The 22,602-nt window shown below is 59.9% G+C and carries 11 protein-coding genes; 4 read left to right on the top strand and 7 right to left on the bottom strand.

The window, feature by feature from the left end; translation table 11 throughout:
• Window positions 1-2 precede the first annotated feature (2 nt).
• Window positions 3-599, top strand: coding sequence for a tRNA-uridine aminocarboxypropyltransferase (locus ACOYXE_RS15090; protein ID WP_460926219.1), 597 nt, complete (start codon window positions 3-5; stop codon window positions 597-599).
• 120 nt (window positions 600-719) lie between these two features.
• On the opposite strand, the gene ACOYXE_RS15085 is transcribed toward ACOYXE_RS15090, so the two are convergent.
• The 3 genes from ACOYXE_RS15085 to ACOYXE_RS15075 all read right to left on the bottom strand — a co-directional run bounded on the left by ACOYXE_RS15085 (window position 720) and on the right by ACOYXE_RS15075 (window position 5,695).
• Window positions 720-2,081, bottom strand: a complete 1,362-nt coding sequence (locus ACOYXE_RS15085) for an HlyD family type I secretion periplasmic adaptor subunit (protein WP_160056672.1) — start codon at window positions 2,079-2,081, stop codon at window positions 720-722.
• 10 nt (window positions 2,082-2,091) lie between these two features.
• Window positions 2,092-4,251 carry a type I secretion system permease/ATPase gene (locus ACOYXE_RS15080; RefSeq protein WP_460926218.1) on the bottom strand — a complete coding sequence of 720 codons (2,160 nt, stop codon included), beginning with the start codon at window positions 4,249-4,251 and terminating at the stop codon, window positions 2,092-2,094.
• A gap of 85 nt (window positions 4,252-4,336) precedes the next feature.
• A complete protein-coding gene (locus ACOYXE_RS15075; RefSeq protein WP_160056676.1) occupies window positions 4,337-5,695 on the bottom strand; it encodes a TolC family outer membrane protein in 1,359 nt (452 codons plus the stop codon).
• Window positions 5,696-6,227: 532 nt separating this feature from the next.
• Between ACOYXE_RS15075 and ACOYXE_RS15070 the strand changes: the two genes are divergently transcribed.
• A complete protein-coding gene (locus tag ACOYXE_RS15070) occupies window positions 6,228-14,843 on the top strand; it encodes a retention module-containing protein (RefSeq protein ID WP_460926217.1) in 8,616 nt (2,871 codons plus the stop codon).
• 202 nt (window positions 14,844-15,045) lie between these two features.
• Here the strand turns inward: ACOYXE_RS15070 and ACOYXE_RS15065 are convergent, their stop codons facing one another.
• The 4 genes from ACOYXE_RS15065 to ACOYXE_RS15050 all read right to left on the bottom strand — a co-directional run bounded on the left by ACOYXE_RS15065 (window position 15,046) and on the right by ACOYXE_RS15050 (window position 19,323).
• On the bottom strand, window positions 15,046-15,405 hold the full coding sequence (locus ACOYXE_RS15065; protein WP_460926216.1) for a DUF6124 family protein: 360 nt from the start codon (window positions 15,403-15,405) through the stop codon (window positions 15,046-15,048).
• Window positions 15,406-15,948: 543 nt separating this feature from the next.
• Window positions 15,949-18,201, bottom strand: a complete 2,253-nt coding sequence (locus ACOYXE_RS15060; protein ID WP_460926215.1) for a beta-propeller fold lactonase family protein — start codon at window positions 18,199-18,201, stop codon at window positions 15,949-15,951.
• A gap of 128 nt (window positions 18,202-18,329) precedes the next feature.
• The gene (locus tag ACOYXE_RS15055) at window positions 18,330-18,725 is read right to left on the bottom strand and encodes a YbaN family protein (protein WP_460926214.1); all 396 of its coding nucleotides are present in this window, start codon (window positions 18,723-18,725) and stop codon (window positions 18,330-18,332) included.
• Window positions 18,726-18,735: 10 nt separating this feature from the next.
• Window positions 18,736-19,323, bottom strand: coding sequence for a UPF0149 family protein (locus tag ACOYXE_RS15050; RefSeq protein WP_016984205.1), 588 nt, complete (start codon window positions 19,321-19,323; stop codon window positions 18,736-18,738).
• A gap of 377 nt (window positions 19,324-19,700) precedes the next feature.
• Here ACOYXE_RS15050 and recQ point away from each other — a divergent pair, with 377 nt between their 5' ends.
• Window positions 19,701-21,830, top strand: coding sequence for a DNA helicase RecQ (gene recQ, locus ACOYXE_RS15045; RefSeq protein ID WP_160056690.1), 2,130 nt, complete (start codon window positions 19,701-19,703; stop codon window positions 21,828-21,830).
• Between the two features lie 300 nt (window positions 21,831-22,130).
• Complete coding sequence (locus ACOYXE_RS15040; RefSeq protein WP_007962151.1) at window positions 22,131-22,565, top strand: MarR family transcriptional regulator; 435 nt, start codon at window positions 22,131-22,133, stop codon at window positions 22,563-22,565.
• The last annotated feature ends 37 nt before the right edge of the window (window positions 22,566-22,602 follow it).

The following is a 22,602-nucleotide window of genomic DNA, read 5'->3' as shown; positions in this document are numbered from 1 at the left end:
CGATGTCCAGAATTCAATGCCCGCGCTGCCTGCGCCCCCAAACCCATTGCCTGTGCCCGTTGATCCCGAGCCTCGACAGCCGCACGCGGGTATTGCTGTTGCAGCATCCGAGCGAGGTCAATCATGCGTTGAATACCGCGCGGTTGGCGGCTCTGGGGTTGAGCAATGCCGAGTTGATTGTTGGCGAAGTGTTCGAGGATTTGCCGGCGCTGCTGAACCGTCCGGGCTATCGGGCGCGGTTGTTGTTTCCCGCTGATGATGCGCAGCCGATGCAGGCTTACGGCGAGTCCGATGGACCCCTGTTGCTGGTCGTTCCGGATGGCACGTGGCGCAAGGCGCGCAAGATGTTGCACCTCAATCCGCTGCTGGCGGCGTTGCCAAGGGTGACGCTGGCCGAAGGTGGGGTGTCGCGCTATCGCTTGCGCAAAGCACCGGGGCCGGGGGCGTTGTCGACCATCGAGGCGATTGTGCAGGCGTTGCAGACGCTGGAAGCACCGACGTCATTCGAGCCGTTGCTCAAGCCGTTCGAGGCCTTGATCGAGGGGCAGATTGCGGCGATGGGGGAGGAGACGTTTCAGCGTAATCATGGCGATAGATAAGTTTTGTTTGGACTGGCGCCATCGCGAGCAGGCTCACTCCTACAGGGGAATGCATTCCAAAGGTAGGAGTGAGCCTGCTCGCGATAGCAATTGTTCAGTCAACACAGGTTATGGCGAAATTTACCGTTCGCGCATCGCCTCGGTCCGCGCTTTCAGTACCGGTTTGAGCAGGTAATCCAGAACACTTTTCTCCCCGGTAATAATGTCCACCGTCGCCACCATCCCCGGAATAATCAGCAGCGGTTTCACATCCCCGCCCAAGTGGTTTTTATCGGTACGCACCTGAATCAGATAGAAGCTGTTGCCCTTGTCATCGGTGATCGTGTCGGCACCGATCAACTCAAGCTTGGCGCTCAGCCCACCGTAAATCGTGTAGTCGTAGGCACTGAACTTGACCATGGCTTTCTGGCCCGGATGCAGGAACGCGACGTCCTGCGGCCGCACTTTGGCCTCGATCAACAGGTTGTCTTCCAGCGGTACGATTTCAACCATGTCGCTGCCCGGTTGAACCACGCCGCCGATGGTGTTGACCTTCAATTGCTTGATCACCCCATGCACCGGTGAGGTCACCGTTGTGCGGGTGACGCGGTCGTCAATGGCGATGCTGGTGGCGGTGATTTTCGACAGGTCGGTGCGTTTCTCATTCAGCTCTTTGGCAGCTTCGGAGCGGAAGGTTTGTTCCGACTCGTCGATCTTGCTGCGGATCTCGGCAATTGCCGATTCGGCGCGGGGGATAGCCAGCGTTGTCGCGTTCAATGAGCCGCGGATTTCTACGGCGCTGCGTTTGAGTCGGAGGATTTCCACCGGTGATACCGCACCGGTTTTCACCAGCGGCTCGGACATGTTCATTTCTTGCTGCAGCAACGCCAGACTTGAGCTGAACTGACCCTGCTTGGAGCGAAACTCGGCGAGTTCCTGAGTCTTCTGCCGCAGTTGTTCGCTGAGCGTGCGCTGCTCGCTGGCCAGCCGTCGCTGACGTTGTTCGTACAGCGAGCGCTCGTCTTCGGCGACTTGCGGGGCTTTGGCGATGACTTCATCGGAGAGCTTGAACGGCCGGCCCTCGGCCTCCGCCGACAGCCGTTCGACCTGCGCGGTCAACGCATAGCGATCGGCCTCGCTCTCGCCCTTGTTCGAGCGAAAGCGTGTGTCATCCAGACGCAGTAAGGTGTCGCCCTTGTTCACCATCTGCCCTTCACGAAAGAAAATCTCGGTGACGATGCCGCCCTCAAGGTTCTGGATCACCTGAATCTTGCTCGAAGGAATCGCCTTGCCTTCGCCCATGGTCACTTCTTCGAGCACAGCGAACTTGGCCCAGACCACCGCGCTGATCAGCAGCGCCGCCGCCAGCCACACGGTGATCCGCGACCAGCGCGGCGAATCCTGCAAGGATGCGCCGGCGGTTTCCGGCATGAACTCGGCTTCGGCGCTTTTGCCGAAACTGTCGAAGTAGCCGCGATCTTTGCTATCGGTGGAAGCAGACATGGGGCAACTCCTAGACTGCCGCCGAGCCAACACGGCCCTTGCGCAGTGCATCGATGACCGCTTCTTTCGGACCGTCGGCGACGACCCGGCCGTTGTCCAGCACCAGCAAGCGGTCCACCAGACTCAGCATTGAAGTGCGGTGGGTGACCAGCAGCAGTGTCTTGCCTTGCACCCAGCCGTGCAGCTTCTGCCGCAGTTGGTCTTCGCTGCTGTTGTCCATGGCACTGGTGGGTTCGTCGAGCAGCATGATCGGTGGATCGAGCAACAAGGATCGCGCCAGCAACACGGCCTGACGTTGGCCGCCGGAGAGCAATTGCCCGCGCTCGCCCACCGGACGATCGAAGCCTTGCGGGTGCTGGCGAGCGAGTTCGGTAACGCCGGTCAGTTCGGCCACTTCGAGCATGCGTGAATCGCTGATGTAGCGTGCGCCAAGGGTGAGGTTGTCGCGCAAACTGCCGGCCAGCAGCGGCAGATCGTGGGCGACGTAACCGATCTGTTGGCGCAGGTCGGCGACGTCGAGTTGGCGCAGGTCGAGGCCGTCGAGCAATAGCTGGCCTTCCTCGGGTTCATAAAAGCCCATGACCAATCGCGCTAACGTGCTTTTGCCCGACCCGCTGCGACCGATGATGCCGACCCGCTCACCGGGTTTCAGGCTGAAGCTGACATTGCTCAGCGCCGGCGCATTCTGGCCGTTGTAATGAAAGGTCACGCCGCTGACGTCCAGCGCGCCTTGCAGTTGCGTGCGTTCCAGCGGCCGTTGTTTGCCGTCGCGTTCCTGCGGCAGAGCCATCAGCGCATCGGTGCTTTTCATGGTCAGTTGCGCTTGCTGATAGCGGGTGATCAGCCCGGCAATCTGCCCCAGCGGCGCGAGCACGCGGCTGCCGAGCATATAACTGGCGACCAGCGCACCGACGCTGAGGTTGCCGGCGATGATGCTGTAAACCCCGGCGACAATCGTCGCCATACCCGAGAACTGCTGAATGAACAGGGTGCCGTTGGTGGCCAGCGCCGAGAGATTGCGTGCGTGGCTGTCGAGGCGGGTGAGGGCGCCGTGAGTGCTTTCCCATTTGTGCTGGCGCTCGCTTTCGGCGCTGCAGGCCTTGAGGGTTTCCAGGCCGCCGAGGGTTTCGATCAACACCGCCTGGCGTTCGGCACCGAGGCTCAGGCTCTTTTGCACGGTGTCACGCAGGCGCACCTGAATGATCATTGCGAAGATGATGGTGATCGGAAACGCCAGCAGCGGAATCACCACCAGCCAGCCGCCGAGCAGGCCGATCACCACCAGCATCAGCACCACGAAGGGCAGGTCGATCAGGCTGGTCAACGTCACCGCCGTGAGAAATTCACGCAGGCCCTGAAAGTCATGAATGCTCTGCGCGAAACCGCCGATGGTCGCCGGCCGTGCCTTCATCGACATACCGGTGATGCGCTCGAACAAAGTCGCGGAAAGGATCACATCGGTTTTCTTGCCGGCGGTGTCGAGCAGGTGCGCGCGCACCACCCGCAGCACCAATTCAAATCCGGTGCCGATCAGCAAACCGATCGACAACACCCACAGGGTCGAGGTGGCCTGATTCGGCACCACGCGGTCGTAGGTCTGCATGACGAACAGCGGCACCATCAGGCCTAACAGGTTGATCAGGAAACTGGCGAGAATCGCATCGCTATACAACCATTTCGACAGCTTCAGGGTGTCGCGAAACCACGCATGCACCCGTGGCACCAGCGGTGATCGCAGGTCTTCGAGTTCATGGCGCGGACGGGCGAACAAGGCCTGGCCGCTGTAGTGTTCAGTGAGTTCGTCGCGGCTGATCCATTGCTCGCCGCCATCGGCTTCGCTGGGCAGGATCAGTGCTTTGTCGTCGTCGCCGAAGCGCCGTAAAACAGCAGTGCGACCGTCGTTGAGCAGCAGCAGAATCGGCAGGTTGAGTGGCGAGATGTCTTTCAGCTCTCGGCGCAGAATACGCGCCTGCAACCCGGCCCGGGCCGCTGCGCGCGGCAGCAGGTCGAGGCTCAGGCGTTGTTTGTTCAGCGGCAGCCCGGCGCTCAGGCTGGCGCGACTGACCGTCGCGCCATGCAGTTTGCAGAGGATCAACAGACCGTCGAGTAACGGATCATCGAAGCTCAGCCGCGGATCGATCCCGGTGTGGCCGGGTTCCATGCTGGTCATATTGATCGCTCCCCTGTTACCGCTTCATTGATCGTTCCCACGCGGAGCGTGTGAACGATCAGGGCAAAGCTAACTCCTGCGTTGGTTACTTCAGCTCGGGCAGGCGCGCTTCGTTTTTCACTTCGGTCGCAGCGATCGCATCGGCTGGCAGCACCACCCGCTGTTTGCTCAGCAATTGGCCCATGTTTGCCAGCACGCGGTACATCGAATATTCCTCGGTGTAGCGGATTTCGGTGTAGCGACGGTTGGCGTTGTAGAGCTCGTTTTCACTGTCGAGCAAGTCGAGCAGGGTGCGTTGGCCGAGGCCGAACTGATCCTGATACGCGGCGCGTACGCGTTTGGTGGTTTCGGCATATTCGCGGGCGGTCGGGGTTTGTTTCTTCGCGTTGACCATAGCGTTCCAGGCCAGACGAATGTTCTCGTTGAGCTGACGCAGGGCGTTGTTACGGATGTCCATCGCCTGGTTGATCTGGTGCGCATCGGAGGCCAGGCGCGCCTTGTCGCTGCCGCCTCGGAACAGGTTGTAGTTCATCACCACACCCACGCGCCATTCGTTGTCGTGGCCTTCATCGCCCTGCACGTTGTTGTTCGCGCCGACGGCCGCTTCCGCGTCGAAGCGTGGATAGAACGGCGACTTGGCGACTTCGTACTGGCTCTCGGCCGATTGCACGTCAGCCTGGGCGGACTTCAGGTACGGGTTGTTGTCGACCATGCTCTGCTGGGCTTCACGCAATTCGGTTGGCAGTTCGCCGCGGGTCGAGGCCGGGGTTTCCAGCTCATCGGGCATGCGCCCGACCACGCTGTAGAAGTTGGCTTCGGCGTCAGACAGATCGACTTCAGCAGTGTCGAGGTTGTTCTGCGCCAGCGCTTTACGGGCGACCGATTGATCGGAGTCGGCGGTGCTGCCAACACCGCGTTCGGTGCGCAAACCGATCTGATCGTTGACGCGCAAGTGTGCCTGCAAGTTGTTGCGGGCAAGGGTCACCAGTTCGCGACGCTTGAGCACTTCGAGGTAGACCTCGATGGTGCGCAAGGCCAGATCCTGGGCGGTGCCTTGCGCGTAGTAAGCGCGCGAATTGGACACGCCTTTGGTGCGCTCGACTTCGTTGGCGGTATTGAAGCCATCGAACAGCATCTGCCGCAGGCGCAGCTCGGACTGCGTGTAATTGAGAATTTCGGTGTGGTGATTACCGAAGGCCCGGGTGTTGGTGTTGTCGCTGTAGCCACGGCCATACGCGGCGTTCAAATCGACGGACGGATAGAAGCCGCCCTTGGCGACTTTGACTTGTTCATCAGCCGACAGGCGAGCGTCCACCCGCGAGGCCAGTTCTGGGTGAGTGGCGATGGTGCTTTGAATGGCTTCGGTGAGGTTCATGGCCTGGGCTTGGGAAGTGCAAGCCATGGCCAGCAAAACCGCGCTGCAGAGGGGGGTTAGAACGCGCATGGGTGCATCTCCCTGAGTCCTGATGGTGTGTTACTGTCGCCAAATATTTGACGATATTTTTAGGTGTAAGCGTTTCACTCTTGTAACAACAGAGCTAAGAACATCCTGAAGCGTAGCTAAGAAAAAATTTTCATAAGGCTTATGCCGAAAAAAACTTATGCGCTTTGTAAAAACCGGCACATTGTTCAGCATGAAAGCCTTTGTTTTATGCGCTTTAGGGAGCGCAGGAAGGCTTGAGGAAAGTTCCACTCACTTTGCGACATACGGCGAAGTAATGCTGAAGGGGAGGGACGCGTAGCGGTTGATGAGCGACATTTTTTTGTCACTCAAGTGATTCACCACCGTTACGTAGCGTTAGTGGGCGTATGGCTTTGATCAGGATGCGGAAGTGCTTGATAGCACTGATGTTTCCGAGTAAAGCCGCCTGCGAAACGAACTGTTGAAGGTGCGAGCGTTGCCTCCAACAACCCGATTGAGCCATGGGCTGCTTCGCTTACCAGTGCCGACGGTGGTCGGCAGCGGAGGATTTCACATGGCAACGCTCATCGGTACAGTCACTAAAGTCATTGGCCAGGTTTTCGCCCAGTCAGCCGACGGCACTAAGCGCGCACTGGTTGAGGGGGATCACCTGTTTGCCGGCGATCAACTGATCGCCGGCGCAGAAGGCGCCGTCGCCGTTCATCTGCAAAATGGCCAGGAACTGACCCTCGGACGCGGCAGCAGCATGACCATGACCGGTGAACTGCTGGCGGGTCAGGCGGCGCATGTAAATGCCGCTGAGGCAGTGACCCCGAGCGACGCGCAATTGACCGACGTTGAGCAGATCCAGAAAGCCATCGCCGCCGGTGATGACCCAACTAAAAATGCTGAAGCTACTGCCGCCGGCCCGAATGCACCCGGTGGTGCGCCGGGTGAGTTGGGTGGTGGGCATAGTTTCGTCTTGCTGACGGAGGTCGGCGGCCGGGTCGACCCGATCATCGGTTTCCCCACCGCCGGGTTCGGCGGTATTCCCGAATTCCCTGAAGAACGCCACAACGCGGTGATCGACAACGGTGATGACACCCCGGCTGTCGTGGTGCCGCCACCGGTCAACAATCCGGTGACCCTCACAGGCCTGAACGTGGCTGGTGGCGAACTCAATCTCAATGAAGCCAATCTGCCTGCCGGCTCGGCGGCCAATCCTGGCGCACTCACGCAAAGCGGCAGCTTTACCGTGTCGGCGCCGGACGGTCTGACCAGCCTGAGCATCGGTGGCATCAACGTCATCGTTGGTGGCGTGCCGATCGGCTTTCCGCAATCGATCACCTCGCAACTGGGCAACACACTGACCATCACCGGTTACAACCCGGCGACTGGCGTTGTCAGCTACAGCTACACCCTCAACGGCAACGAAAGCCACGCGGCCGGTGACGGCGCGAACAATCTCAGCGAACAGTTCACGGTGATTGCCGGCGACAGCAATGGCGACACCGCGACCGGCACGCTCGACGTCAACATCACCGACGATGTGCCAAAAGCCTTTGATGACAACAATGGCACGGCGTCTGAAACGCAGCTGACACTCACTGGCAACGTGTTGACCAATGACGTGCAAGGTGCTGATCGCGTGCCAACCGGCCCGGTCACTGCCGGTACTTTTACCGGTACTTACGGCACCTTGGTGCTGAATGCCAACGGCACATACACCTACACGCTGAACACCAACGACGCCGACTTCAAAAATCTGCACGGTGGCGGTAACGGCACGGAAACCTTCGCCTACACCATCACCGATTCGGACGGTGATACCAGCACGGCGAATCTGGTGCTGCAGATCCACAACAACGACGATCCAGTGGTCATCAATGGCCTGAACGTCGAAGGCGGCGAGCTGACGGTCTACGAGAAAAACCTCAGCGACGGCAGCACACCGGATGCTACCGCGCTGACCCAGAGCGGCACGTTCACCATCACTGCACTCGATGGTGTAACGACGCTCACTGTCGGTGGCATCGCCGTCGTCACCAACGGCGTGGCCGCAGGATTCCCGCAATCAATCACCACACCCTTGGGCAGCACGCTGACCATCACCGGTTTCAACGCTACCACCGGCGTGGTCAGCTACAGCTACACCCTGGTCGACAATGAAGCGCATCCAACCGCCAACGGTGCGAACAATCTGCCTGAGCAATTCGCCGTCACCGTGGTCGATGACAACGGCAGCACTGCCAACGGCACGCTCGACGTGAACATCACCGACGACGTGCCGAAAGCCTTTGATGACAGCAATGGCACGGCGTCTGAAACGCAACTGACACTGACCGGCAACGTGCTGACCAACGATGTGCAGGGCGCCGACCGCGTGGTGACCAACGAAAGTGCCGGGCCGATCACCGCCGGTACATTCACCGGGACTTACGGCACCCTGGTGCTCAACGCCAATGGCACGTACACCTACACGCTGAACACCAACGACGCCGACTTCAAAAACCTCCATGGAGGCGGCAACGGCACGGAAACTTTCGCCTACACCATCACCGATTCAGACGGCGATACCAGCACTGCCAACCTCGTGCTGCAGATCCACAACAACGACGATCCGGTGATCATCAACGGCCTCGACGTGAATGGCGGCGAACTCACCGTCTACGAGAAAAATCTCCCTGAAGGCAGCGCGCCGGATTCCACCGCGCTGACTCAGAGCGGCACGTTTACCATCACCGCACTCGATGGCGTGACGACCCTGACTGTCGGCGGCATCGCCGTCGTCACCAACGGTGTAGCAGCAGGTTTTCCACAATCGGTCACCACGCCATTGGGCAGCACACTGACCATCACCGGTTTCAATGCCACCACCGGCGTCGTCAGCTACAGCTACACCCTGGTCGACAACGAAGCGCATCCAACCGCCAACGGCGCGAACAATCTGCCCGAGCAGTTCGCCGTCACCGTGGTCGATGATAACGGTACCACCGCTAACGGCACGCTCGACGTGAACATCGTCGACGACCTGCCCAAAGCTGTGGATGACAGCAACACCGGCACCGCATCGGAAACCCTGCTGACCCTGACCGGTAATGTCCTGACCAACGATGTGCAAGGCGCCGACCGCGTACCGACTGGGCCGGTCACTCCGGGCACTTTCACTGGGACTTACGGCACCTTGGTCCTCAACGCCAACGGCACCTACACCTACACGCTAAACACCAACGACGCCGACTTCAAAAACCTGCACGGCGGTGGCAACGGCACGGAAAACTTCGCCTACACCATTACCGATTCCGACGGCGATACCAGCACCGCCAACCTCGTCCTGCAGATCCACAACAACGACGATCCGGTGATCATCAACGGCCTCGACGTGAATGGCGGTGAACTCACCGTCTACGAGAAAAACCTCACTGACGGCAGCACGCCGGACGCCAACGCGCTGACCCAAAGCGGCACCTTCACCATCACCGCACTGGATGGTGTCACCACGCTGACTGTCGGCGGCATCGCCGTGGTCACCAACGGTGTAGCCGCAGGTTTCCCACAATCGGTCACCACGCCATTGGGCAGCACACTGACCATCACCGGTTTCAACGGCACCACCGGCGTGGTCAGCTACAGCTACACCCTGGTCGACAACGAAGCGCACCCAACCGCCAACGGCGCGAACAATCTGCCTGAGCAATTCGCCGTCACCGTGGTCGATGACAACGGCACCACCGCCAACGCGACCCTCGATGTGAACATCGTCGACGACCTGCCAAAAGCCGTGAACGATTCCAACACCGGCACCGCATCGGAAACCTTGCTGACACTGACCGGCAACGTCCTGACCAATGACGTGCAAGGCGCCGATCGCGTACCGAGCGGACCGGTAACCCCGGGCACATTCACCGGCACTTACGGTACCTTGGTCCTGAACGCCAATGGCACCTACACCTACACGCTGAACACCAACGACGCCGACTTCAAAAACCTCCACGGCGGTGGCAACGGCACGGAAAACTTCGCCTACACCATCACCGATTCGGACGGTGATACCAGCACCGCCAACCTGGTGCTGAACATTCACAACAACGACGATCAGGTCTACCTCAATGGCCTTGACGTCAACGGCGGCGAGCTGACGGTCTACGAGAAAAACCTCAGTGACGGCACCAGCCCCAACGCCCCGGCGCTGACCCAAAGCGGCACCTTCACGGTCACCGCCCTCGACGGCCTGCAAACCCTGACCGTAGGCGGTATTAGCGTGGTGACCGGTGGCGTGGCCGCAGGCTTCCCGCAATCGATCGTCACGCCGCTCGGCAGCACGTTGACCATCACCGGTTACAACCCAGCCACCGGCGTGGTCAGTTACAGCTACACCCTGGTCGACAACGAAACTCACCCGAACGCCAACGGCGCCAACAGCATCACCGAGAACTTCAATGTCGTTGCCAGCGACACCGATGGCAGCACGGCCAACGGCCAGATCAACGTCAACATCGTCGATGATTTGCCCAGCGCCCACCCTGACGCCGCATCGGTGGCGGAGGGCGGCACGGTCAGCGGCAATGTCCTGAACAACGACATCGGCGGCGCCGATGGCCCGGCCGTGACCGGTGCCGTGGTCGGCGTGCGCGCCGGCTCCGATACCTCGACCTCGGCCATCGGCGGCCTCAACAGCAACATCAATGGCACCTACGGCTACCTGACCCTGGATGCCAACGGCAACGCGGTCTACCACAGCAATCCCAACGTCGTGAACGGCCCGGGCGCAGTGGATGTGTTCACCTACACCGTGCGCGATTCCGACGGTGATGAAAGCACCACCACCATCACCATCGATGTCGCCAACAGCAAGCTGTGCGCGACCAGCGACACCGACGTCACGGTCTTCGAGAAAGCCCTCGACCTGACCAAGGACGGCGCGGATCTGGCCGCTGGTACGGTCACCGGCAGTGACCCGACCAGCACCGGCGAAACCGCGTCCGGCACCTTGGTCGGCTCGGTCACCGGTGCGGTCGGCGCCATCAGTTACGCGCTGGTCGGCAGCGCCACCGGCAACTACGGGCAGATCGTCCTCAACCCCAACGGCACATATACCTACACGCTGACCTCGCCGGCGAGCACCACGCCACATGCCGACGATGGCGCCAACACCCTGACCGAAACCTTCTCCTATCAGGCCACCGATTCACTGGGCAACATCGTCACCAGCAGCATTGTTGTCAGCATCGTCGATGACGTGCCGAAAGCCGTGAACGACAGTAACGCCAACACGGTTTCGGAAACGCAACTGACCCTGACCGGCAATGTGCTGAGCAACGATGTGCAAGGCGCCGACGTGGTCGCGACCGGACCGAATGCCGGCCCGATCACCGCCGGCACCTTCACCGGTACTTACGGCACGCTGGTGCTCAACGCCAACGGCACGTACACCTACACGCTGAACCCCAATGACGCAGACTTCAAAAACCTGCACGGCGGCGGTAACGGCACCGAGACGTTCACCTACACCCTGACCGATGCCGACGGCGATACCAGCACCGCCAATCTGGTGCTGAACATCCACAACAATGACGATCCGGTGGTGCTCAACGGCCTCGACGTCAATGGCGGCGAACTCACCGTCTACGAGAAAAACCTCGTTGATGGCACCAGTCCCAACAACCCGGCGCTGACCCAAAGCGGCACCTTTACCGTCACCGCGCTCGATGGCTTGCAAACCCTTACTGTGGGCGGCATCACCGTGGTCACCAACGGTGTCGCCGCAGGCTTCCCACAGTCGGTCGTCTCGCCGCTGGGCAGCACCTTCACCGTCACCGGTTACAACCCGGCGACCGGTGTCGTCAGTTACAGCTACACCTTGGTCGACAACGAAACCCACCCGAACGCCAACGGTGCCAACAGCCTCACCGAGAACTTCAACGTGGTGGCGACCGACACCGATGGCAGCACTGCCAATGGTCAGATCAACGTCAACATCATCGATGATCTGCCGACCGCCAAACCCGACACCGGTTCGGTGGCCGAGGGCGGAACGGTCAATGTCAGTGTGCTCGGCAATGACATCAGCGGTGCCGATGGCGCCGCCACTGTGGTCGGTGTGCGTGCCGGCAGCAACACCGGCAGCTCGGCCATCGGCGGCCTCAACAGCAACATCAATGGCAACTTCGGTTACCTGACCCTCGATGCGGCGGGCAATGCCGTCTATCACAGCAATCCGAACTCGGTGAGCCCACTGGGCGCTACCGACACTTTCACCTATACGATCCGCGACAGCGATGGCGATGAAAGCACCACGACCATCACCATCAACGTCGCCGACAGCAAACTGGTGGCCTCGGTCGATCAGGACGTGACGGTCTATGAAAAAGCCCTCGACCTGAGCAAGGACGGCGCGGATCTGGCCCCCGGTACGGTCACCGGCAGCGACCCGAGCAACACCGGTGAAACCGCGACCGGCACGCTGGTTGGTGCGGTCGCTGGCGGCACTGGCGCGATCACCTACACCCTGGTCGGCAGCGCCACGGGCACCTACGGGCAGATCCAGCTCAATGCCGACGGCACCTACACTTACACGCTGACTTCGGCGCCGAAAACCTCGCCGAGCGCCAACGACGGGGCGAACACCCTCAGCGAAAGCTTCACCTACAAAGCCACTGATGCACTGGGCAACAGCACCACCAGCACCCTTGTGGTGAACATCGTCGATGACGTACCAAAAGCGCTGCCCTCCGATCGCTCGGTGGCGGCAGTGGAGATCGATTCCAACCTGCTTATCGTGCTCGACATCTCCGGCAGTATGGCCGACGCCTCCGGTGTGCCGGGTCTGTCGCGGCTGGCGCTGGCCAAGCAGGCAATCAGCGCCTTGCTCGACAAGTACGACGACCTCGGGGATGTCAAAGTCCAGCTCGTCACGTTCAGCAGCAACGCCACTGACCGAACCTCGGTGTGGGTCGATGTGGCGACCGCCAAGACGATTCTCGCCGGCCTGACGGCGGGTGGCGGCACCAACTACGACGCCGCGGTGGCGGTGATGCAAACCGCCTTCAACACCTCGGGCAAACTCACCGGGGCGCAGAACGTCGGTTACTTCTTCTCGGACGGCAAACCCAACGAAGGCGACATCAACGCCGCTGATGAAGCCGCGCTGAAAAACTTCCTCGATGCCAACAACATCAAGAACTACGCGATCGGCCTCGGCAGCGGCGTGAGCAACGCCAACCTCGACCCGCTGGCGTATGACGGCATCAGCCACACCAACACCAACGCGGTGGTGGTCACCGATCTCAATCAACTCAACTCGGTGCTGTCCGGCACCGTACAGGGTGCGCCGGTCACCGGTTCGTTGCTGGGCGAGGGCGGCACCTTTGGCGCCGATGGCGGTTTCATCAAGTCCATCGTGGTTGACGGCACCACTTACACCTACGATCCGAAAGCCCTCAGCGGCCAAGGCTCGTTGACCCCAAGTGGCGGCATCAATCACGGCACCTTCAACACCGCCAACAACACGCTGAGCATCGCCACCAATAATGGCGGCACACTGCTGATCAACCTCGACAGCGGCGACTACACCTACACCTCGCAGAAAACCACGGCGGTGGTCATCACCGAAAACATCGGCTTCACCGTCAGCGACAATGACGGCGATCTCGCCAGCTCGACGCTGACCGTGAAAGTGATCCCTAATGCGCCGCCCGTGGCGGTCGATGACCACGTCATCACCAACGTGCTGTCGGGCAATATCGTCGTGCCGGGCGAGCTGTTGCTGGCCAATGACACCGACCCCAACGGCGATACGCTCAACGCCACGCCGACCAGTTTCAACACCGGCTGGATCTCGAAAGCGGCGGATTTCACCGGCACCGGTGCGATCAACTTCACCGGCACCAACGTCAACACCGCCGCCAACCAGAACCTGGCCAACGTGCGTAATTCGTTCAGTGCCAACGCCGCGACAATGACTGCCGTGCTGGTGGTCAGTGGCTATCTCGGTGCGGTGACCAACAGCAACGCCAACGATGAAGACCGCATCACCGTCAACCTGCGCCAGGGCGAAACACTCAACCTCGATCACAACCTGGCGGCCGGTCACGTCAGCATGGAGTACTCGATCAACGGTGGCGCCTACACAACCCTGGCTGACGGGCAAACCCTCACCGCGACGTTGGACGGGGTCTACCAGATCCACATCACCAACATCACCAATCCCAGCGGCGGCGGTAACCCCAACGCGGCGGAAAACTATCAACTGACCATGACCCTCAACTACGCCGGGGCGCATGACATCACCCCGGACTTCCACGGCACTTACACCGCCAACGACAACCATGGCGGCAGCGACACCGCCAACGTCAGCATCAGCTATCAGGACGGCCACACCCTCACCGGCACCTCGGGGGATGACGTGCTGGTGGCCGGCACTGGCGACAACATCATCAACGCTGGCGATGGCAATGATGTGCTCAGCGCAGGTTCAGGCAACAACGAACTGCACGGCGGCGCCGGTAACGACTTGCTCTACAGCGGCCCGGGCAACGATCTGCTCGACGGCGGCACTGGCAGCGACACCGCCAGCTATGCCCACGCCACCGCCGGGGTGACGGTCAACCTCGGCCTGCTCGGTGCGCAAAACACGATCGGCGCGGGGACGGACACCCTGACCGGCATCGAAAACCTCGTCGGCTCGAACTTCAACGACACCCTGACCGGCGATAACAATAACAACGTGATCAACGGCGGTCTGGGCAACGACATCCTCAACGGAGGCGGCGGTGATGACCTGCTGATTGGCGGCATGGGCAACAACACCATGACCGGTGGCGCAGGGGCCGACACCTTCCAGTGGCTCAAAGGCAACAGCGGTCATGACCTGATCACCGACTTCACCCCCGGCACCGACAAACTCGACTTGTCGCAACTGCTGCAGGGTGAAAACGGCACCACCGCTTCGCTGGATGACTACCTGCACTTCACCGTCAGTGGCAGCGGCGCCTCGGTGCTCACCAGCATCGACGTCAGCGCCATGGCCGGTGCCACGCCGAACCAGACCATTGACCTGGCCGGCGTCAACCTCGCCAGCCATTACGGCGTGACGCCGGGGGCGGGCGGGGTGGTTGCCGGGGGGCATGACACGGCAACGATCATCAGCGGGATGTTGAATGATCATTCGCTGAAGGTGGATACGGTGTAAGCGACGCCGGAAACGACAAAACCCGCCGCCCCGGTTGATGGGGCGGCGGGTTTTTTCTGTCTGATGGTATGGCATTGCTCATTCTGGCCCCTTCGCGAGCAGGCTCGCTCCCACATTGGAGTGCGGTTAACTGTGGGAGCGAGCCTGCTCGCGAAAGCGCCAGATCTGGCGCCGCATAACTCAGCGGTTGATCACGCCTGCATCAACCTGGCAACTCCAGATTATCCAGCACCCGATTCACCGCGAGCTCCCCGAGCATGATCAATTGCGCGATACCCAGCAGCGTCCTGCGCTGCGACGCGGGTATGAGGTGGGCGAAGTCATGAGCGATGGTTCTGGCTGAGGCGAGTGTTTCGCTGGCATCGGCCAGCAGTTCTTCATTTTTGAAGTCTGCGGTCACGGCGTACATCCGGCGGGTTTTTCGGGGCGGTGGGGTGGAGCCGGGTGGGCAGAGATAGTGGTCGAGGGCGCGCTCGGCGGCGTCGTTGAGCTTTTTTGAATCGAGGGATTCGTAGGGGGAGGCGAGGTCGGTTTCGGGTGGGTTGGGTGTTGGTTTGATCATGGTGAGACTCCGTGGTTGATTTGGCCGCCACGGCTCATCGCTAAACAAGTAAAGGTGGCGGCTGTACGCAGGTTAGCGATCCGGGTCACAGAAACCCCGGGTAGACCCGAAGGTCTCCCACGCACAGCCACCATGACGCCAAGTGCAGATAGACAAAGCTGCAATTGAGACTGGGGATTGAGCGTCTGTAGGGTATCGGATCGCTAAACCCGATCGCTGATTCGTCAGCGACCGACCCACAATAGAACCCGAGCCCAAGGCGCACAAGCCGGCGGATTCTGGCGTAGCTGTAGGCAATGGCGCAAGAATTTGTAGCCTGAAAGGCGTGTCTGAAGGTGTCTTTTAAACGCCTGAGTTTAAAAGGCGATTTGCGCTGACTTCAGTGACCTCTTCGCGAGCAAGCTCGCTCCCACATTTGGAATGCGTTTCCCTGTGGGAGCGAGCTTGCTCGCGAAGGGGCCAGAATTGTCACGGCATCAACCAGCGCTTTTCCCCGTGCCCGCGTCAACCGGCTACTCCAGATTATTCAGCACCCCCGGTCCGTCAGCCGATTCTCAGCACAGCAATCCGGCTGTTGGAGGTGTTGCACACATATGCTCTGCGCCCGTCAGGGCTCAAAGCGATGCCGTACGCGGTTCCTCCGCCCAATGGCAGGGTGCCAACCACTTCTTGACGTGAAAGGTCGATCACCGAGACCGAGCCGGGTAAAAAGTTCGTGACGTAGGCAAGCGTCCCTTGACTGTTAGTTACGATCGCGTAGGGGAAGCTTCCAACCGGGATGTATTTCAAAACACTCATCGATGCCGTGTCGATAACGGCAACCTCATTTTTGGAGTAGAGCACGACATATACAAAACGCTCATCGTTGCTGGAAGCCACGTGAATGGGGTTTGATCCTGAAGGCAGGCCGATTTGTCTGATCACACTGAGACTGACAGCATCGAGGATGTCCAGTCTGTCAGGGGTGCCGTTGAGTGCGACATATAGGCGTCTGCCATCGTTGCTGAAGTGCAACCATGAAGGCCTATTGTGCAGATTGGTTTCCTTGATTTTCGTCGCTGTCTTCGCGTCGTAAACATGAAGTTTTCCGTATTCCCATGTGCTGATGTACGTTTTTGAGCTATCACGGCTCACCGCCGAGACAAAGGCGAGTTCGCTGCCAACCGAGAGTCTGCGGGTGATTGCTTGCTGACCTATATCGATTTCATAAACGTTGTTGTTTCGGTTCGTGGTGTAGGCGCGTGTTCCATCGGGACTGATAGAAATAGTCTGCGGCCCAATCTCTACGGGTATGTTTCTGATGACTTGAAGTTTCTGTGTATCAATGACAGCGACAGTACTGATGGACGCAAGAGGTGCGTAAAGGTGCTTGCCGTCGGGTGTTATCACGATATCAACTGGCGCGCTGTTCATCTCTATCCAGTCAACCACGCCCGGATGTTCCACCTCTACCGTCGCCGTAGCCGTTTGCCCTTCGCTGCTGGCAGTCAACGTGTAGCTGTCTATCACGCTCGGTGTCCGCACGTCCCCGACAGTGACGATGCCCAGGCTATCAGTGGTGAATGTGCGTGAGCCGGTTCCGCCATCGCCGTAGGCAAAGCCGAGGGGAAGGGTGATCACCACGTTTTGCCCAGGCTGAGGACTGCCATTCTTCAACAGTTCGAGACTGATGTCCGTGAGCAGGCCATCCGTTACCGCTGAATAGGGTGCATCCCTGAAATTCAGGTCCAGCAGCGGTGCAGGTATCCTCACGCGTAAAATGGGAGAGGTGTGCTCCGCGCCATTGTTGTTCAGTACACACTGAAGTCTGAGAACTCTGCCTTGATGTGCCGTTAGTAACGCTTGGCTAAGGTTGAAGTTCGCGCGCAGGTTCTTGTTCAATTTAAGTGGAGCAGCCGGTGGAGTGCCAGGTAATGGGTTGAGCATCTGTAGTTCGACAACATCACCCACATTTGCCGCTTTAGCTTCAAATCGAGTGATGACTCCATTCGGATCGATCGGCACAGCGATCGGATTCTCAGACGGCACTAACACGAGAGTGCTGATCAGGTCCTTCTGGGCGAGACGAATCTCGAGCGTCTGGATTGCAGACTCCGCGAAATTGTTCAACTGATCTTCGACCGTAAACCAGGCCTGAACGGTGCCGTCGATGATGTCGATGAGGTCAGCGGTGTACAGCGTTATCGTCAGCGGCTTGGTGGGGTCGGTTACGGGTATGGGGAACCTTTTGTCGGCGATTTTCAGAGACAAGGCATCATGAAGCTCCACCGGTACATATCTGCACTCGAACTTGATTCCTTGCGCAGCCAGTTCAGGGGTCACGCCCTTGGCAATCACCTCAGGCGGAATCACCAGCTCAAGGTTGGCATGGGGGCGCTGGTGATAGAGCACACGCAAAATATCCGATGACTCCGTGTTACCACTGAGTCGTTCCACCTCGTACTGGATTTCGTTGACGCCATCTACAAACGATCCTTGGCGTGCGAAGAGTAGGACTCGTTTGCTTTCGTCACCCTCAAGGACAGTGGAACTGTCGACAAACGTCCTGTTGACATACAACTTCACCGTATCGAACGCGGCCATGGGCTGGGCTTTCCGGCGTTGCAGTGCAGACCATGGATCCACCACACACGGCAGGCGTTTTGGTTCGCCGACAAAAAGATGTCTGCCAACGCCTCCGTGGGCGAGATCAGAAGGCTCCACCGGCGTTACCAAGCCAGGTATGAAAGCCGGATACAGTTTGAGGGTTTCAATAAGTTCGTCAGACTGGATGTCTATAGCGGATTGAGAATCCATGGCGCGCTCCTGGCCATGACCGGCCGGCAAGTAGGTGTTGGGCTATCACACACCTGCCGGGGGGGGTTGCCTACTGTCATATCTGACAGGTGAGCCTTGTTTTCAGATGAATGGTCGACTTGAGTGCATCAGGATTTGTGCAAGGTTTTCTGGCGCAGGATGTAAACCGTCACCAGCACCGCACTGGTCAACATGAACCCCCGCGCCCACGGCAGTGGCACCAGGTAGCACGAGAACAGAATGCTCGCCCACATCAGCCCGATCGCGTAGACCTTGCCCTTGAGCGGTATGCCGTTGCCATCGAGGTAATCGCGGATCCATGGCCCCAGCCGGGGATGCTCGACCAGCCAATGATAGAAGCGCGGAGAGCTGCGCGCGAAACAGGCCGCGGCGAGCAGAAGGAAAGGGGTGGTGGGCAGGACGGGCAGGAAAATCCCGATCACCCCCAATGCCACGCTGAGCCAGCCGACGGCCAGCAAGAAGTAGCGCAACATCAGGGGGCGGTTGCCTATGGGGTTGTCCATAGGCCGGATCTTAGTGGTGACGTGGCTTGAGGATCGCCGGTTTTTCGTCGGGCGCCTGGCACAGCAGGTACAGCGCGGTCAGGGCTTCCGGGATCTGTACGATCATGTCGTCCATCAGGTTGGCGTCTTTGGCGATGTCTTCGAATTCTGGCTGTTCGTCGAACAGGCCCGAACCGACCATGATCGGCAGCAACATTTCGCTGACTTCTTCCTCGGCAGTTTCGAACCAGGCGGCCTCACGCAGGAACACGCCTTCCATGAAACCAATGCACCAGCCGCGCAATTCGGAATCGTCCGGCTCGTCGCCCAGATCCAGTTCGCATGGCAGTTCGAACTCTTCATCCGAGGCCAGTTGACGGGCGATGTGCGCCTTGAGGCCGATCAGGGTGGCTTCGATCTCTTCGCGCTGGGCGTCGCTGCTGTAATGCGGCTCTTCGGCGAACAGGGCGTCGATCCACTCACGCTCCGGTACGTCTTCAGCGCAGATCGACAGCGCGGTGAGGTAGCCGTGAGCGGCCACGTAATCCAGCGCCTCGTCATGCAGCTCGTCGGCGTCGAGGAAAACTTGCAGGCGGGTCAGTTGCTCAGCGAAGGACATTACGGGGCTACCTTGGGGAATAAACAATGCGGGAATTCTAGGCCTTCTTGCGCGCTCAAGCCAGCCGCATGGCAGATTTGACCTGCCATACCCTGCATACACCCTGTAGGAGCTGCCGAAGGCTGCGATCTTTTGATTTGCTTTTAATAAAGACAAGATCAAAAGATCGCAGCCTTCGGCAGCTCCTACACAGGTATCAGCGATTGTATCGACGGGTGTCGCCCTGCGCAGGGGAGGCCTCGGGTATACTGCCGCGTTTTGCGATCCCTGCCCGCATTACGCGTGTCACGTAGTGCGCTCTTACGTTTTGTTTAAGCAGCCCTGGCTGTTCTGAACCAGCCTGCGCAGGGATGTATCGGTAGATTTTTGGAGTTTTTATGCTCGAACAGGCTCAACGCGTCCTCAAGGACATCTTCGGCTACGACAGTTTCCGTGGCCGTCAGGGTGCAATCATTGAGCGCGTAGCCAGTGGCGGTGATGCGCTGGTGCTGATGCCTACCGGTGGCGGCAAGTCCCTGTGCTTTCAGGTGCCGGCGCTGTTGCGCGATGGCCTGGCGGTGGTGGTGTCGCCGCTGATCGCACTGATGGACGATCAGGTCGCCACCCTCGAAGAGCTGGGTGTGGCCGCTGCCGCGCTGAACTCCACCTTGAGCGCCGAGCAGCAGCGTGATCTGGCGGCGCGAATCAAGCGCGGTGAAGTGAAGATGTTGTATCTGGCGCCCGAGCGTCTGGTGCAGCCGCGCATGCTGTCGTTCCTGCAAGGCTTGAACATTGCGTTGTTCGCCATCGACGAAGCGCACTGCGTATCGCAATGGGGTCACGATTTCCGTCCGGAATACCTGCAACTGGGCCAGTTGGCCGAGATGTTTCCCGACGTGCCGCGCATCGCCCTGACCGCCACCGCCGACAAGCGCACCCGTGAAGAAATCGTCACCCGCCTGCACCTGCAAAATGCCGAGCGCTTCCTGTCGAGCTTCGACCGTCCGAATATCTTTTACCGCATCGTTCCCAAGGAGCAGCCGCGCAAGCAGTTGCTGGCGTTTTTGGCCGAGCGACGCAGCGATGCCGGCATCGTCTATTGCCTGTCGCGCAAGAAAGTCGAAGAAGTCGCAACGTTTCTGAGCGAGCAGGGCTTCCCGGCGCTGCCGTATCACGCCGGTTTGCCCAATGAGCTACGTGCCTTCAACCAGAAGCGCTTTCTCAACGAGGAAGGTCTGATCATGGTCGCCACTGTGGCGTTCGGCATGGGCATCGACAAGCCCAACGTGCGCTTTGTCGCCCACCTCGATCTACCGAAATCCCTTGAGGCGTATTACCAGGAAACCGGGCGCGGCGGCCGTGACGGCCTGCCGGCGGATGCGTGGATGGCCTACGGTCTGCAAGATGTGGTGATGCTCAAGCAGATGCTGCAGAACTCCGAAGGCGACGAGCGGCACAAGCGCCTGGAGCAACACAAGCTCGACGCGATGCTGTCGCTGTGCGAAGAAACCCGTTGCCGCCGTCAGACCCTGCTTGCGTACTTCGATGAAGACATGCCCGAACCGTGCGGCCATTGTGATAACTGTGTCGACGGCGTGCAGACCTGGGATGCCACCGAGCCAGCGCGTCAGGCGTTATCGGCGATTTTCCGCACGGGTCAGCGTTATGGCGTCGGTCATCTGGTTGACGTGCTGCTGGGCAAGGAAAACGAAAAAGTCCGCAGTTTTGGCCATCAACACCTGTCGGTGTACGGCGTCGGCAAGGCATTGAGCGAAAGCGAATGGCGCTCGCTGTTCCGCCAATTGGTCGCGCGCGGTCTGGCGGATGTCGACCACGAAGGCTATGGCGGTCTGCGTCTGAATGACAGTTGCCGGCCATTGCTCAAGGGCGAAGTCACGCTGGAACTGCGCCGCGACCTCAAACCGCAGGTCACCGCCAAAACTGCGAGCAAGAGCCCGGCCAGCCAACTGGTGCGTGGCGAAGAGCGCGAACAGTGGGAAGCCCTGCGCGCGCTGCGCCGCAAACTGGCCGAAGAACATGGCGTGCCGCCGTACGTCATCTTCCCCGATTCGACGTTGCTGGAAATGCTCCGCAGCCAACCGACTTCGCTGGCGGAAATGGCCCGGGTCAGCGGCGTTGGCGCGCGCAAGCTGGAACGCTATGGCGATGCCTTCCTCGAAGTGCTCGGCGGCGAGGTCGAGGCGCCGAAAGCGGTGGCCGACGTGCGCCACGAGTTGATCACTTTGGCCCGTGCGGGCATGACACCGCTGCAGATCGCCGGTCAGTTGCAGTGCTCGGAAAAGAACGTCTACACCATGCTCGCCGAGGCGATCGGCAAGCAGCAGTTGTCGCTGGAACAGGCGCTGGATTTGCCGGAAGAGCTGATGGGTGAAGTGCAGGATGCGTTCCTCGATGGTGAAGGTGAGCTGCCGTCCGTTGCCGAAGTGGCCGAGCTGTTTGCCGGGCGTGTTCCGGAGGGCGTGCTGTATTGCGTGCGGGCTGCATTGCAATCGGAATTCGAGATGTAATTTGGCCGTCGCCCCTCACCCCAACCCTCTCCCGGAGGGAGAGGGGGCCGACCGAGATGTCTTGCGCTATACATCGACCTGAGAACCCGAGTCGATTATGGGTTCAGCGCCGATTTGCCACGTCGGCGTAATTCCCGAATATCCCCCATTCAGTCCCCTCTCCCTCCGGGAGAGGGCTAGGGTGAGGGGCCTCAAGATGTAACGATTCAGTACAGACCGCCACTTGCCTATAACTGCAGCTCATGCTTAGCTGGCTAATAATTAGAAATTCTTTATTTTCAGTCTAACCGTGAGTGTTTTATGCCGTTAACCGATCAACACCGCTTTGGCATGCAACTGGCCCAGATGTCCCGTGGCTGGCGTGCCGAACTGGATCGCCGACTGGCCGGGCTGGGGTTGTCCCAGGCGCGCTGGCTGGTGCTGCTGCATCTGGCGCGTTTTGAAGACGCGCCGACCCAGCGTGAGCTGGCGCAGAGCGTCGGCGTCGAAGGTCCGACCCTTGCGCGCTTGCTCGATAGTCTGGAAAGCCAGGGCCTGGTGCAACGCCAGTCCGTGATGGAAGACCGCCGGGCGAAAAAGATCGTCCTCTGCGCACCAGCCCTGCCGTTGATCGAACAAATCGAAACCATCGCCACACAGCTGCGTCATGAGTTGTTCGAAGGCGTCGACGAAGCGGATTTGAAGGTGTGCATGCGGGTTCACGGGCATATTCTGGCCAACCTGGAAAAATCTTGAGGCACATCCACGTGCCGGATCTTTGAGAGATCGCGCT

This window comes from Pseudomonas sp. MC6 (genome assembly GCF_054790575.1).
The sequence above is the reverse complement of the archived record's forward strand: the minus strand, read 5'-3'. Positions and strand labels throughout refer to the sequence as shown.

Excerpts from the sequence above, each read along its gene's own strand:
- ACOYXE_RS15070 (WP_460926217.1), top strand. The coding sequence starts at position 6,228 with ATGGCAACGCTCATCGGTACAGTCACTAAAGTCATTGGCCAGGTTTTC.
- ACOYXE_RS15080 (WP_460926218.1), bottom strand. The coding sequence starts at position 4,251 with ATGACCAGCATGGAACCCGGCCACACCGGGATCGATCCGCGGCTGAGC.
- ACOYXE_RS15055 (WP_460926214.1), bottom strand. The coding sequence starts at position 18,725 with ATGGACAACCCCATAGGCAACCGCCCCCTGATGTTGCGCTACTTCTTG.
- ACOYXE_RS15040 (WP_007962151.1), top strand. The coding sequence starts at position 22,131 with ATGCCGTTAACCGATCAACACCGCTTTGGCATGCAACTGGCCCAGATG.
- ACOYXE_RS15090 (WP_460926219.1), top strand. The coding sequence starts at position 3 with ATGTCCAGAATTCAATGCCCGCGCTGCCTGCGCCCCCAAACCCATTGC.
- ACOYXE_RS15075 (WP_160056676.1), bottom strand. The coding sequence starts at position 5,695 with ATGCGCGTTCTAACCCCCCTCTGCAGCGCGGTTTTGCTGGCCATGGCT.
- ACOYXE_RS15065 (WP_460926216.1), bottom strand. The coding sequence starts at position 15,405 with ATGATCAAACCAACACCCAACCCACCCGAAACCGACCTCGCCTCCCCC.
- ACOYXE_RS15050 (WP_016984205.1), bottom strand. The coding sequence starts at position 19,323 with ATGTCCTTCGCTGAGCAACTGACCCGCCTGCAAGTTTTCCTCGACGCC.
- ACOYXE_RS15085 (WP_160056672.1), bottom strand. The coding sequence starts at position 2,081 with ATGTCTGCTTCCACCGATAGCAAAGATCGCGGCTACTTCGACAGTTTC.
- recQ (WP_160056690.1), top strand. The coding sequence starts at position 19,701 with ATGCTCGAACAGGCTCAACGCGTCCTCAAGGACATCTTCGGCTACGAC.
- ACOYXE_RS15060 (WP_460926215.1), bottom strand. The coding sequence starts at position 18,201 with ATGGATTCTCAATCCGCTATAGACATCCAGTCTGACGAACTTATTGAA.